Raw genomic sequence first — 15,047 nt, forward strand, 5'->3', positions numbered from 1 at the left:
AAAAACAGCATAAAAAATGTGCTAGTTTTTAACTTTTTTTCAATAAATCAAATTTCTTTTATTACTAAGAGCAAGAAAAAAATAAATTTTATTTTAAAAATTATACATATAATGAAAATTCTTGATGATAGAATTTAAAATGTTCGGGTTTTATATAATATTTTCCCGCTATACAAATGCTATCGCTGTCATAACCTCAAAAAGCAATAACAACCATGTTATCAACACCAAATTTATTTACTTTTTCATATTTTAATTCATAAACAATATTTTTTAGACTATGTCGATCAATTAGAATGTTGATAATTGGTGTTCTAGTATCAATAGGTTCGAATTCATCAATGTTTTTAGTAGAAACATATATATCACCTTCAGCAATAATCTCACCTGCCTTTTGATAGTTCATTTTAAAAGAACGATGTCCTTCGGTAAAAATAATATTTTTATCTTTAAATCAATTCGGCAAGGTTTCCTTAGTTTCACTGCCAAGAATTCTATCAACCCCGATCAAATAACTTATAGGTTTAATTAGGTTATGAAAATTTTCTGCTACAAAGTGGCCACGTTTTGAAATAGAGTAAATTGCACCAATAGAAAAAAGTTTCTGATAAGCAGATACCACAACAGAACGTGAACAATTAAATCGATTCATAAGTTGATGTTCAGAAGGCATAATCATATTTATAGGAATTTTTTTAGTCGAAATTAAATCAATTAAATACTTAATCAAATTATTAGTCTTGGTTTGATTAAGGTTTGTTTTTTCATTTGTGTCTTTTTGATACTTAACTGGACTATTCTTTTTCATAAATATATTTTAACAAAATAAAATTATTTTCTAATTAACTTGAAAATAACATATCCACCTTGTTCGATTCAGATTCTTCATGATTCGTTTTTTGCTTTATATAGCAAAATTTGTTCAAAGTGATAATTACGAGAAATTTTTAATAAATCAAGTTTTTTATGTTGATAGTTACAAAAAGCAAATAATAAGTATTCTTTTTGTTGTCCTAAGTCTTTTCGGATTATAACACTACTATAATCAACTGTATCAACAAAATCATAAGGATTTGCTATCGTATCAGCATCAGTTAGTGATAAAAAAGGATAATCTTTTCTTAGTTTTGCCATAAACTGAATTAGTTTGTATGCTTGTCCTTGTTTGCTTTGCACATCAGCGCTTTCTAAATTAAGTGCTGATGTAAACATTATATGATCACCAAAACTTTCTTTTACTTTCGGATCATAAATAAAGCAGTTATAAGTATTATTTTCCCATTTCATTGGTTCTCTTAAGGTAGGATCACCATAATATCTAGTTGAATAATAATAAAGTTCATCTGCTGCATAAATAATAGGTGTGGCAGGTAACGCTAAAAGCACAAATAATGCAATATTTAGTGCTTCTTTTTCTGATGTTGTAAGATTATCGTTAAATTTATATCATTTTTTCTTACTGATTTGACTGCGATATACTTCAAGTCATCTACGCACATCATGGTTATCTAAAAACGGGATTCATTTAGCTTTTTGCGATGTATTTTGATATTCAATTAACATATTTTTTAGTTGATTATATTCAATTCTAACATCTGGATTGTGTCTGAAAAATTTTCCACCATCATAGATTGTATCTAACCCGATGTTACCATCTGCATCCTTTAAATACATTAACCCTTTGACAGCATCTGAATTAACTCACTCACCCATCATAAACACTTCTTCTCTGTTTTCTGCATCAGTAATTTGTTTTGATGCATCCCTTAGAAGGTGAAAAATTTTTGCTTCATTAAAATTGTTTTTAGTTTCAATTTCACTTGAATAATATTCTGCAAAAGCATCGTAACGAAATCCATCTACACCAACAGCTGTTCAAAATTTTTGAATATGAATCAGTTGTTCAATGACTTTATAATTATCTAAATTTAAATCAGGCATCCCGTAAGAAAAACGTGCTAAGTAGGTTCGATTAGTTGCATTTATATCTGTGGTAAAGGGATATTTGCTTTTTATTTCCAGGTTATCAACTTTAACATCTGAATCATATAAATTTATATCAAGACGATAAAAGTCACTGTATCCATCATTAGCAAGTGCTGCTTGAAATCAAGGATGTTCATAAGAAGTATGATTGAATACCATATCTAAATAAACTTTGATTCCGTGTTCATGTGCTATGTTTAAAAAATCAATAAAAGCATTCATGCCACCCAATCGTGAATCAACATTGCAATAATCAATAACAGAATAGCCGTGATAACTTGACGCAGGATGGATTGGGCTTAATCAGATTTGATCGACTCCGAGGTTGCTAATATATTCAATTTTATCTTTTAAACCGATAAAATCCCCGATTCCATCATTATTTCCATCAGCAAAGTTATATATTAAAACTTGATAAATTATGTTGGTATTTTTGTAATTTTCTAACTTCTTTGCCTTTGGAGCAGTTAAAAACAGATTTTTATAGTCTGTATGATATTCATAATCGACGCGATTGTTATCTCATGATGCAGGAGTTTTAAAAGGTTGTTTTTTAAGCAAATATGAATAATATAACTTGTAAAAAGTTTTACTAAAAGATTTCATAGGAATAAATGATATCATAATGGATTAATAATTTTTGTATAAACTTGACAGGTTAAGAAAAACCAAGGGAAACCCTTGGTAAATATTATTTTGAATTGTTTGATAAAGCATTAATTTCAACTTTTAACTTTTGTGTATCATGAGTTTTGGTTGCTAAAATTTTATCTTTTTTAACAAATCCATATCTTTTCTTAGCAACTATTATTAAAACAATACATATAAATGCTAAAATCATCGCAATTCATGATGTTGTATAATTGATTCTAGGTAAATCTCCTGTTTGAATTGGTGTATATGATTTTGCATTATCAGTTATAATAAGTGTGTAATTATTTTTAAATGTTTGATCTGGTTGTAAAGCATTTATAAAGAATAAAGCTATAAAGATAGCAGGTATCAAAGCAAATAAGTAAATAAATGTTTTATCGGAATTTGATTTATTTTTATATAACATAACTTGCATATAAATCAAGGTTAATAAAGCAACCAATGAAAGAAAAATACTGATTGAATTTAAACTTCAAAAGACTTCTTTTAACTGATATGAAGGTGAGTTAGCATAAACTTGTGCAGGGGTAAATCCGGCTGCTGTATCGCTGTTTAAAATGTAGTTATATTCAAGTTGAATTTGTGCATAAAAGCGAGTGTATAAGGTTGCTTGCAAAATTATTACAATTGCTAAAAACACAGAAATAATTGCTAAATAAATTTTACGTTCTAAATAGTTGTTTTTAGTATCAAAATACTTATGCATTAGTTAATTCTTTCTTCGCTTTGACTATCAAATAAGTGGATGCGAGATACGATAAATTCAACATAAACATGTGAATATAATTCAAATTCTTCAGAGTTAGAAGCATTAACAATAAATTCAATATCTTCATTAATTCGCACTGTGACTAATTGATCTTTACCGATTAATTCAATATTTGCAATTTTACCTAACACACGGTTTTCAGCATTGGAATAACTTATTTTTAGGTCCTCACTACGAAAACCAGCAACTACCTTTTGGTTTTCTTTTAATAATGCAGCAGTTTCTGTATCAAGTTTAATTTGAATTTTTTGATCTTTAGATATCAATAAATTATCTTTATATATAGCATCAAAAGTATTCATTGTAGGTGATCCAATAAATTTAGCAACAAAAATATTAGCAGGTTTAAAGTATAAATCTTTACCTTTTCCATTTTGTTGAATTTTTCCATCGTTAAAAACAACAATTTGATCACCCATTGTCATCGCTTCGAGTTGGTCATGAGTAACATAAATACTTGTGGTATTTAACATACGATGAATGTTAACTATTTCGCGACGCATACTTTCGCGTAATTTTGCATCCAAGTTAGAAAGAGGTTCATCCATCAAAAATACAAGTGGTTTACGAGCAATTGCACGACCAATAGCTACACGTTGGCGTTGTCCTCCTGATAAATCACGGGGCTTACGGTAAAGGTAGTCATCAATACGTAAAATTTTTGCAACATCTTTAACACGACGATCGATAACATCTTTACGTTCGCGGGCGATTTTTAATCCGAATGAAATGTTGTTGTAAACATTCATATGTGGGTATAAAGCATAAGATTGAAACACCATTGCGATATTACGTTCATTAGGTAAAAGGTTGTTATATCTTTTGTTATTAAATAATAAATCACCTTTAGTAATTGAATTTAATCCAGCAATCATCCTTAATAAAGTTGTTTTTCCACATCCTGAAGGTCCTAAAAAGATGCAGAATGTTCCAGCTTTAATATCTAAGTTAATATTTTCAAGTGTATATTTTTCGTTTCCTTCATATTTTTTTGAAATATTAACTAATTTGATATCAGCACCATTGCTTGATTCATAAATTTCACCTACTTCAGAAACAAGTGTGTCAATATCGATAGTTTCAAAACCGCTTGTATCATCTAATTTATCTTCTGTTACAACAGAATTATTTGTGTCTTTTTTCTTTTTAAAAAACATATTATCCTTTCACGGCTCCATCTGAAAGACCACCGACAATGTATTTTTGTAAGTACATAAATAATGCAAATGCAGGGATAGAGGCAAGAATCGAACCAGCTGCATATGCTCCTGCATTAACATGTTTTGGTTCAGCTGATAAGAATTGGTCTAGTCCAACAGCTAAGGTTTTTTCTTTTGAATCAGCAAGTACGAATTTAGGTAAGATAACATCAGTAAATGGTGTTAAAAACGATCATAAAGCCACCATAATAAGTGCAGGACGAATAACAGGAACTAAAATTTTAAAGAATAATCCTCAGTTGCTGCATCCATCGATTTTACCTGAATCATCAAGTTCACTTGATACTGTATCTAAGTAGGACTTAAGCATAAAGGTATTTGCCGAAATGGCTCCACCTGAATAAATAATAACTAACATAAATATTGATGGTATCCCAATGCTATTACCTAAACGAACCAGTAAGAAAAGTGAAATAATAGCAGTTGTTGCCGGAATCAGTTGTAACATCATTATTATCATTAATGAATTTTTTGATCCAGCGAATTTAAATCTGGAATATGCATAACCATTTAATGCCACAGCAACAGTTGATATCACCATAGTTAAAACAGCAATTATGATGGTATTTTTATACCAAATCAAAAAGTCGCTACGAGGACTGGTAAATAAGTAAGAGAAGTTGTCTCAACCAAATTTAAATGGAACAACCGCAACAACACGTTCATTATTTACATTGAATGCTGAAATAATTAATGAAACTATTGGAAAGAGAATAATTATTGCTCAAAAGATTAAGAATAAGTAGTTAAAGAATAATCAGAATATTTCAAGTGCTGTTAAGGGTTTGGTGTCAGTTTCGTTAAAATTAATTCGTCTAGGAGTTAATTTTTTATACGGAACTTTTACTTTATCAAAGGTATGTTGATAAAATCTTTTGCGTTTTCATTTTTCGAACATTAATCTCTCCTTGACATAGTTTTAATAAACCCTCTTGCACCAATAGCAATTGAAATAAGAGCAGCAAAGGTTGTTAAGGCAGCAGCAAATGCTTGGTCACCTGGGATGTTGGTTGCTCCTTGTGCGATTTTGAAGACAAATGAAATAATAATATCAGTTGATGCTTCATTGAATGCAGATGCTTTAGCAAAGTTTGGCCCACCACCAGTGAAAATAGAAATTGTAGTGAAATTATTAAATGCTCCAACAAATTGACCAATTAGCATCGGTGCAATTGAAATAAGAAGAGATGGTAAGGTAAGATGTCAGAATAGTTGTCTTCCTTTTGCTCCATCAACAGCACCTGCTTCATAAATATCTTTTGGTATAGATTGTAAATTACCAGTTACAAGCATAAAGATAAATGCATAAGCAATTCATGTTTGCACCACGATTACCAATACACGAGCAGTACCGATTTCACCTAATCAGTTACGTGGCTCCTTTAGTAGTCCGATTGATAACATTATTTTGTTAATGTATCCAACTTCACCACCTTGAAATGATGATCTAAGAAATGATAAAGTAACGAATGCTGGAATAGCTCATGGTAAAATATAAATAAGTCTAAATATTTTTTTGAACTTAATGCGTTGGTTATTTGTTAAAATTGCAATTATAATACCAAGTGAAATAGGGATAAAGGTTGAAAATACTGTTCATATTGCTGTTCAATAAAATACACGTCCTAAACCACTAAAGATACCAGTGTTACGAAATACTCATCAATATCCTCAGTTTTTAAGCCCTACTCAGTTAACAGTTTGTGCCGGAGCATAGTGCTCAAAACCATAGTTAGTAAATGAAACAAGTACTGATGTAATAATAGGTGTAGCTACTACAAAAAGCATTAATACTCAACCTAAAATAGAGATTACTCAGGGATATCCACCTGTCGAAATTCATCGTTTGGTATGTGATCATTTACTTGGACGAGAACCATATTCTAAGTTTTTTGCTACCCGATAACTACTAAGCGATGATGTAGCAAAGTATATTATAACTATTACCATTAAAATAACACTTATAACACCACCAAATAAGTATATCCGAGCATCTGTTAAAATACCTTCTGCATGGTTAAATTTGCCTGCTCCTAAGTCGCTAAAACCAGGAATTCCACCCATTTTATCTCAGTAAGCACCAAATGAAAATGGAACAATTAGTGCTCATAAAAAGATGCTTCCTAAACTAAGTAAAATTCCTTTTATGTATTGTTTAAAGAACAATAATTCAGAAAGACCAGGGAAAATAAATCCAAGCACTAAAGCAAGTCATCTGAAATTTTTCATTGTTTCAATTGGTATTGATTTTTGTGCTTCATTAATTTTGCTATCATATATTTTTGAATTAACTCGCATTTCAGCGAATTCACGTCAAAACGAAGTTTTCAAAATTTCTTTGTTAGATAAAACTTTTGATTTTAATTTTGCTTCTGTAACAGCCTCTTTATAGTCGATTTTGTATTCAATTTTCTTGTTTTTGAAAGCTACCTTAGTAATTTCTTTTGTCTTAATTTTTGCTTTTAAAGCTGCGATATTTTCTTTATAAGTTTTTTTATAAAGTTTTTTAGATGAAGCAAAAACTTGTTTTTCTGCTTGATATTCAGTTATAGGTTTTTCTTGTTTATTAATATTTGGATTGACATCATTATCATTTAGTTTTTGGATAAGATTATCAATTACAGTCATTAGATTCTCAAAATCAGAAGAGTTTTGGTTTTGATTTGATAAATGCTTAAGATTATATAAAGAAACCTTTGATTTAATCCGTTCTTCGCAATATTTAATGCGAGTAAGTCGATAATCAATAAACTTTTCTCTTAATGCTTTTGATTCTACCTTGTGAAATTCACCTTCATATGTATATTTAACTTTTGCATCTGCAAGCAGATTTTTATATTGGGATTTTAACAATATTGAAAATTCATTTTGAACTCTTAAAACATTAATAAAATTTAAATATTCTTTTAAAGCGATATTAATAAAAGGATAATCATTGGTTGCTTGATAAGCATTAAGAATATTAAGAATTTTGTTATTTTTAACTTTTAAACCTTTTAGATCTAGGTTCTTTATGCTAAAATCAATTTTTGGTAAGTTATTAAAGTTTTTTGAAAGTAATGAATATAAGTCTTTATAATTTTGCAATCTTGCCCGTTCTTTAAAAAATGGTTTGATGGATTTATATCATTGCTTAATTTTTATAACTTCTAAATTTGATTTATCAACAATTTCTTTAACAATTGTTTTATTAGCAACTTCAGCTGATAAAATTTGTTCTTGTTGTTGCTTTATTTTTTCTAACGAAAGCAACTTTTGTTGTTTAGCTTGACTTTTTCGTTCTTGCAGTTTACTTGTGTATTCATATTCAATTTGTAGGATTTTTTGTCTGTTTTCAAGAATAATATTTTCTTTTTCTTTTGTATATAACTCTTTTTGTAAAGCATATGTAGATTCATATTGACGTTTCAATTCTTGACGACGAGCAAATAAACTTAATCTTTGTTTTTCTAAACCTTCATAGAAGTTTTTAAAGAAAGTTTTTGCTGAATCTCCTAATCTTTGGATATATGCAAGTTCGTTAGGTAGCAATAAATTATGTATTTTTTCGATATCAAATTCTGTATCTTTAATATTTTTTAGATAAAGTTTAAGAATAGAAAAGATAGTGTATTTTTTAAATGTTTGCACTTCTGAAAGACGAGTTGAAGTCTGTAGTTTTTTAATACTTTCAACTTTAATTTCTAAATCATCAGCAGATTTTGTTAATGAATAAACAAAATCTTTTGCATATGATTTAATGTCTTTTAGTTGTGCATTAATTTTTTTAAGTTCAAAATTTATCAAAGAAATCGAAGAGGTACAAAAAGATAATTTCTTAATAGAATCTTTAAGAACTATTATCTTGTTTTTATAAGCAACTTTGTGCGAATTTAATTCGCGTTTTAAGTTGTCTTGCAGTTTTGTTCTTGCTCGTAAGAACAAATCTTTGTCTATTTTTTGTTGGTTATTAATGCGATCTTGTGTTCTTAAGAAGACATTTTTAACCTGTTTTTTATAGGATTTAAGATTATCGGCACTCTGAGGTAATATTGAATCGAATGATTCACCGTATCAGTTGTACAGCTTTAATTTTTCCATAAATTACCTTGCCTTTCTTTTGTGTATTTTAACCCATTCATAATAATGAAGTTTTCTTTGAATATGATATTGCATACTGAATGTAAATAAAGCAATAACAGTTGAAAAAGAGAAAATAGATATAAATGCACCTGTTATTATTTGAAAGTTACTCATATAAGATGTTCCCCTAAAAAAAGGTAATCCTGTAAGTAAAATAAAAACAATAATTCAACACGTGAAAAAGATATATCCTGCTTTCAATTTGCTTCTTAAAAGTAGTAAATAAATCATAAAGAAAACTAAAACTAAGGTATTTGCAATATAAGCAACTAATGTTGCGATGGCATGATTTTTTGCAAATTCACTTAATTTATCTGCATCACTTCTTATTTCAATAGGCACCGATTCAGTATTAATTCCATATCCGAATGGAATTAATACCCATATAAGAAGCACTGCTGTAAGCAGTGCTAATAGTATTAGTAAAATATAAAACTGTTTTTTTTCGATATTTATTTTATATTTAGTATAACTGTACATTTAGCTTACTTATTATTTGAATACTACTCTAACTGGTAAGTTACCAGAATTTATTGCATTAAGTGTTTCAGTATAATCAGCTGATAATTTATCTTCCATTGCACTTAAAAACTTATCTTGTGTTTGAAGTTTATCACCTAATGATCTGTATCATTCTGCTGAACCAAAAGTTTTATCGTTTCAATTTGATCAAACAGTTTTTAGGTTTGGATTAGAGTTATCAAATCTGGTTGGTTGTACTTGTAGAATACCTAATCCTTGTTCTTGAAGTTTTTTGCTTGATGTTAGAACATTAAACACAAAGTTTACAGAAATTGATTTATTGTATTCATCAATGTTATTTTTAGTGGTAGCAATGGTAACATCAGATAATGTTCCATCTTTCTTTTGCATCTTAGATGACATAAAATCATCAGCAAAAGTTGAAATCTTAGCAAAGTTTTCAAATCCAGCTAAATAAAGTTTTACAATTTTACGGATTTGTTCATCAGAAACAGTTGTAGGAGCAGCAGTATTAGAGAAGAATTTTGCACGAGCAAATACTTGATCTTCAAATTCTTGGAGTTTATTGTCTTTCATCGCTTGTTGAATCTTTGCAATTAAAGCGACTTTTTGACCATTGTCATCTCCGTTAACCCCGAAAATAAATTGTTCAATTTTTCTTAAGTGGAATGTTCCGTTGTTACCATTTTCATCTGGTTTATCTTGAACCATATCAACAAAACCTAGATTTTCAAACTTATCTTTGTTTGTTAAGGTAGCAAATGCTCCCGCTTTCATCTTGTCTGCACCAAGCTGTCATGGTTGTGCAGGTGTGCTACCAACTAATTCATCGCTTCATTTAGTTGTGAATCCCATTAATCCAGCAAGTGTATTTCTGAGTGGCAATGCATTTACCAAAGAATTATTTAGTTCATCAACTTTTGCTTTTGTTTCAGCTGAACCATTGAATGTAATTTTCATCTTATCTTTTGAAACTTGGTTAGCATCTGCGATAGGATTGTTTTCATCAGCCTTTGATTCTCATAAACCTCATTTTCCGTAGCTTCCTTTTAATTCATTAAGTTCACTTAAAACGGTTGCTAGTTTACTATTAAGTTCATTAAAATCAGCATAACCTAAATTTTTTGAAAAATTTTGTATCTTAGTTTCTTCTGATGTATTATCTGATTTGATTCTATCTGACATTCTAGAAAATAGAGCTTCTGAATAAGGTATTTTAGAATCTTGTTTAAAGTATTGATAGTATGAATCGAAATTAAATGCTGCTTTTAAAACTTCTTCAAGTGCTTTCTTTCTTTCAGGTGATGATCCGTTGTTTCTTGAAGAAATACCATAACCTCAACCACCGGCTGCCTGAATGTATGGAGCTCCATCATCAACAGGAACTACATTGAAGAATGATAGTGCATTTGCTGCATCTCTTGAGTTTTGAACATCTCATGTCCCAATTAATGCATAGTCAAGTTTTTTATCTTTCATTGCACTAAAAATAGTTTGGTTAACAACACCCATATCGCTTCCGTACATTGCTTGTAAATCACCTTGACTTAATCCGTTTTTAGCTCAAACAGTTTCTTTGTATGCCTCTGGTGTCATTCCATAAGCTGCATGAATAATTGGATATAAAACATTAGCAACTTCTTTTAATCCATCTTTAAGTAATCCATGTCATTTATCACCTTTTACAAATCATGATGAAACTTGTCCTTCATTATTTTTGTATAAGTTCTTTTGGAAGAATGATTGAGATAATGAATCTCCACCTAATTCATCTTGTTGCACTTGTGTGTATGATTCTCATGCTTTTTTGATTCCACCATATAAAATACCATTACCATATCAAAAGTCTTGTAATCTTAAGACTAATTTACCTTTTTCAACTAGTTCTTTCAATGTATCTGTATCTTTATTTGTAAGTTCAGCTCTTGTGTCTGCTTCATCTTTGTTTGAAGCTAAAATAAGACCTTCTTTGTTATGACGAACTGCTAAAAATTTATGTGTAGGTTTCTGATTTTGTGTACCGTTAATAGTTCCGAATTTAACAATATCGGCTTTTTGGTCATTAGGTAGCGATACAACTTTGTTTAAATCATCTAGTACTTTTGGTGTATCGTTTACTTTGTCTCCAAAGAAAGTATCTAAGTCAGCTAAATAATTATTTTGTGCAAATTCTGTAACACGGTCTTGAGGTAAATAGAAAATATCAGGAACTGTTGGGTCGTTTAATCCTTGTGTACCAAGGTTTAATGCATCGAAAACACCTTTTTGAATAAATTCAAGTGTAAATCCATCTTTTGTGTGTGAATCAGAAGCATCAAAAAGTTTCTTAACTTCATTGTAAAAGTCCTTTTGTGCTCCATCCACAGCGATGTAAATTTTCTTTGAACCTTTTCCAGTGTCTTGTTGTGATGAACCACTTGTTCCACAAGAAACAGCAACTCCTGCTGCTCCAAGCGATAATAATCCACCTGTATAAACTAATGCTTTTTTTATTTTCATATTTCAATATTCCTTATCTATTGTTAAGTAATTACAGGATTATTCAAATGCAATTTCATTTTTTTGATATGCAATAAAAGAAAAAATAATACAAATTGGTGAGAGTAATAACAAACCACTTATACAAGCAACATAACCTATCCAGTGATTAAATTCTGTTTTTGACATTATATAAATTACATGAAGAGTTATTAAAGCAATCGCTAAATAATTTATTACTAATACAGCAAACATTATACGTACTCAATAATTTTGCAAGGCTTTGAAAAGTTCAATATTAAAAACATTAGGAGATTTACTGAGATTGATAATAATTTGGATAAAAATAATTTCTATAATAAGTACAACAACGTTTGCAAAGAGTAAAAATAAATATTCTAGGATTTTTGGAGTATATTTGCGTTCAAGAGGTAATTTACCTACTCAAAACCACCTAAAACGAGTTTTAAATGGTGGTTTTGAAAAATGTATATTTTTCTTCATAATCCTGATTAAATTATAATATAGCAATACAAAAAACACATAATAATTGTGAAAATATGATATTAATTCCTTTGATAACTTGATATGTCAAGATATTTGTTCCATAATTTACTTATTTATAGATAGATTATGACAAAACAATTTTATTTTTTTGTAAATAAATTGGTTTTTATTCAAGTGTTAGTTATTGTTTTTTAATCAAAAACACTCCGACTTTTATGTGTGAATTGCTTTTCAATGATTTTTCACTCATTTGAAAACTTTGATTGATTAAATCCTTATCAAATTTATATCCATCTTTTAGGTTAATCTCGAAACTACCTAAATTGTCACTATATACAACTAATAAATAACTTCCATCATGGTTATCTCTTAAGGTTAAATTATTAGGATAATTTGATGCATTTTTGATAATGTCTGATGGTTTCTTAATATATTTTATATCTTGATCTCTAAGTGATGGATATTGCTCGCGTAAATGGATTAATTTTGAAACTAATACATATGCACCGTTTTTATCAGAAACTAATGATTCAACATATCCTTCGCCTTTTGAATCCTGTGTTTGAATAATATCACTTCCTGATCTTTCATCCTTAAAATAAACTCTTTTGTGCAAATCTTTTCATCAATATGCTTCACGAATTTTATCATCACCTTTACTTTTATCTCCACCTTGCATTAATATTTCATTTCCGTCATATAAAATAGGTGTTCCACCACGAGAAAGCAAAGAAAATAATGCCGCTAAATAACCTGCTCTTTCTTTATCGTTAAGTTTATGTGGTGTTCCTAATGGTGTTTTTGTTACATTTTTTTTATAATTTGCTATTCAACGATCGATATCATGGTTATCTAAAAACGGTAATCAATAACTCATACCTTCATCGCTGTTAAGATAATTGATTAAGTTTTTTTCCTCATCAGAATTAATAAACGGATGTATTTGATATTTATAATGTTTTCCATCTAAGACACTACCAAGAGCTTTATAATTCGACCTTCCATACATTAAATATTTTGATGCATCATAAACACTTTTTCATCATTCTCCGAACATAAATATTTCTTTATCAGAACGAGAAACATTATCTTCTATTGCTTGCTTAATTTCTTTATCAGACACATCACGTCAATCAAAGAATAATTGTGATGTTCTTGATCCATCACTATCGGTAGGTTTATGTGAATTTTCACTTCCAAAATAATGGTAAAAAGCATCATAGCGAAAACCATCGACACCTTTTTTGATTCAGAATTTATGAATGTATTCTATTTCTTTTAAAACATCTGGATTAGTTAAATTTAAATCAGGCATCCCTTTTCAAAATTTTGCTGCATATCTTAGATTTGTATCAGGTTTTTGGTTTTGATGATAATTAATATTTTTAAAGATTATTCTTACATCTTTGTCTTCTCCATAATCTTTATCGTTTGTTGGTTTGTTGTCATAAAAATAATAATATTTTTGATATTTTTTATCTCCATCTAAAGCTTTTTGAAACCATGGATGCTCATAAGATGTATGGTTTAAAACCATATCTAAAACAACTTTAATTCCTTTTTCGTGCGCCTTAGTTATAAAATTATCAAAAACTTGCATTCCACCAAGTTCGGGAGCAACAGCAGTATAATCGATAACATCATATCCGTGATAAGATGAAGATGGATGAATTGGGGATAGATATAATGTGTCTATTCCTAGATTCACGAAGTAATCCAAATTATTAGTTAAGCCAATAAAATCACCAATTCCATCATCATTTCCATCGGCAAACGAATATACAGTTAACTGATACATTACATTCGATTTTACCTTAGCGATAAAAGGTGCTTGAATTTTTGCATTTTGATATTCATCTTGGTAGCTTACGTTATTCAAACTTTTTTGGTTCTCTGCGACAAATTCATCATTTCCTCACCCTTTTAATCTTTTAACAGTTGATACATCATCATTTTGTTGACTGCATGAAATAGCAGTTGCAATAAATGCAGATGATGTTAAAAATAAAAATTTTTTTATTCACCTTCTATGTCTCATATTTACTCCATTAGCATAAAAAATCTACTATAAAGTAGATTTTTACTCTATTTAGCAAGATTTAAGATATCTTTTCTTAATACTTCAACTTTATCTAAATTACCTTTAATTTTTTGTCAATTTGATATCAATTCATTAAGTTTTTCAGATGTAATTTTGTTGTTCTTTTCAAGGATATCAAGGTTTTTTAGGATTTGTTGCATTGATGATGATTCGAAATATGCATTATTAATTAATTTTAAAGAAGTTGCTTTATGAATTTCGTTTCTATAAAAATTTACAATGCTTTCTTGAAAACTTTTTAAAGTATTAGAAGCATTCTCATGTAGTTGTAATTTACCGATTTTATCAATGTAATCCAAACTTTTCTTCTTACTTCTTTCAATAAATCCATCGTTTAGTTCTTTTAATAAAGCATCAAGTTTAGCTATTTTTTGATCATTAGTAAGGTTTTTGTCATCATAAAAACCTTTTACTCTTGTGTCAAAACTTAATGCTCAATCAGTATCTTTTGGATTACTATTAATTATACTAATTTTAGTATCTAAAAACTGCTTATATGTTTGACGTAATTTGCTTACATCTTCTGGAAATGATTGTACATATTTTAAATTATGTGTCGGTATTGCTATAGCAGCTGAAACACCTGCAGCACCTAAGACGAATCATGAACCAATAAGCACATTTTTCATAATATTACTTTTCTTTTTGTCTGTCATTATATTCCTTATATTTAATAATTATATATTTTTACTTTATATATACTTATCTATCACATTATTAAATTTTT

At 29.0% G+C, this 15,047-nt stretch carries 11 protein-coding genes; all 11 read right to left on the reverse strand.

All coding sequences use genetic code 4. The annotated features are described in order from the left end of the window. Positions 1-100 precede the first annotated feature (100 nt). Entirely contained in the window at positions 101-808 is a 708-nt protein-coding gene (locus ACR82Z_RS03475) for a GntR family transcriptional regulator (RefSeq protein ID WP_435128852.1), read from the reverse strand. 23 nt (positions 809-831) lie between these two features. After that, positions 832-2,592, reverse strand: coding sequence for an alpha-amylase family glycosyl hydrolase (locus ACR82Z_RS03480; RefSeq protein WP_435128855.1), 1,761 nt, complete (start codon positions 2,590-2,592; stop codon positions 832-834). Between the two features lie 85 nt (positions 2,593-2,677). Further along, a complete protein-coding gene (locus ACR82Z_RS03485; protein WP_435128858.1) occupies positions 2,678-3,346 on the reverse strand; it encodes a hypothetical protein in 669 nt (222 codons plus the stop codon). Further along, on the reverse strand, positions 3,346-4,566 hold the full coding sequence (locus tag ACR82Z_RS03490) for an ABC transporter ATP-binding protein (protein WP_435128860.1): 1,221 nt from the start codon (positions 4,564-4,566) through the stop codon (positions 3,346-3,348). The genes ACR82Z_RS03485 and ACR82Z_RS03490 overlap by 1 nt, the downstream gene beginning before the upstream one ends. 1 nt (position 4,567) lies before the next feature. Continuing rightward, on the reverse strand, positions 4,568-5,527 hold the full coding sequence (locus ACR82Z_RS03495) for a sugar ABC transporter permease (RefSeq protein ID WP_435128863.1): 960 nt from the start codon (positions 5,525-5,527) through the stop codon (positions 4,568-4,570). Further along, a complete protein-coding gene (locus ACR82Z_RS03500; protein WP_435128866.1) occupies positions 5,527-8,709 on the reverse strand; it encodes an ABC transporter permease subunit in 3,183 nt (1,060 codons plus the stop codon). Before ACR82Z_RS03500 ends, ACR82Z_RS03495 begins: the two co-directional genes overlap by 1 nt. A 3-nt stretch (positions 8,710-8,712) precedes the next feature. Beyond that, complete coding sequence (locus ACR82Z_RS03505; RefSeq protein ID WP_435128869.1) at positions 8,713-9,231, reverse strand: hypothetical protein; 519 nt, start codon at positions 9,229-9,231, stop codon at positions 8,713-8,715. Between the two features lie 12 nt (positions 9,232-9,243). Further along, positions 9,244-11,733, reverse strand: coding sequence for a hypothetical protein (locus ACR82Z_RS03510; protein ID WP_435128872.1), 2,490 nt, complete (start codon positions 11,731-11,733; stop codon positions 9,244-9,246). A 39-nt stretch (positions 11,734-11,772) separates the two neighbouring features. Beyond that, complete coding sequence (locus tag ACR82Z_RS03515) at positions 11,773-12,216, reverse strand: hypothetical protein (protein ID WP_435128875.1); 444 nt, start codon at positions 12,214-12,216, stop codon at positions 11,773-11,775. 184 nt (positions 12,217-12,400) lie between these two features. After that, positions 12,401-14,257: an alpha-amylase family glycosyl hydrolase gene (locus tag ACR82Z_RS03520; protein ID WP_435128878.1), complete on the reverse strand. Its 1,857-nt coding sequence runs from the start codon at positions 14,255-14,257 to the stop codon at positions 12,401-12,403. 47 nt (positions 14,258-14,304) lie between these two features. Continuing rightward, complete coding sequence (locus ACR82Z_RS03525) at positions 14,305-14,976, reverse strand: hypothetical protein (RefSeq protein ID WP_435128881.1); 672 nt, start codon at positions 14,974-14,976, stop codon at positions 14,305-14,307. Between the last annotated feature and the right edge of the window lie 71 nt (positions 14,977-15,047).

Source organism: Mycoplasma sp. 6243, from assembly GCF_051200785.1.
In the GTDB taxonomy this organism is placed as follows: domain Bacteria; phylum Bacillota_I; class Bacilli_A; order Mycoplasmatales; family Metamycoplasmataceae; genus Mycoplasmopsis.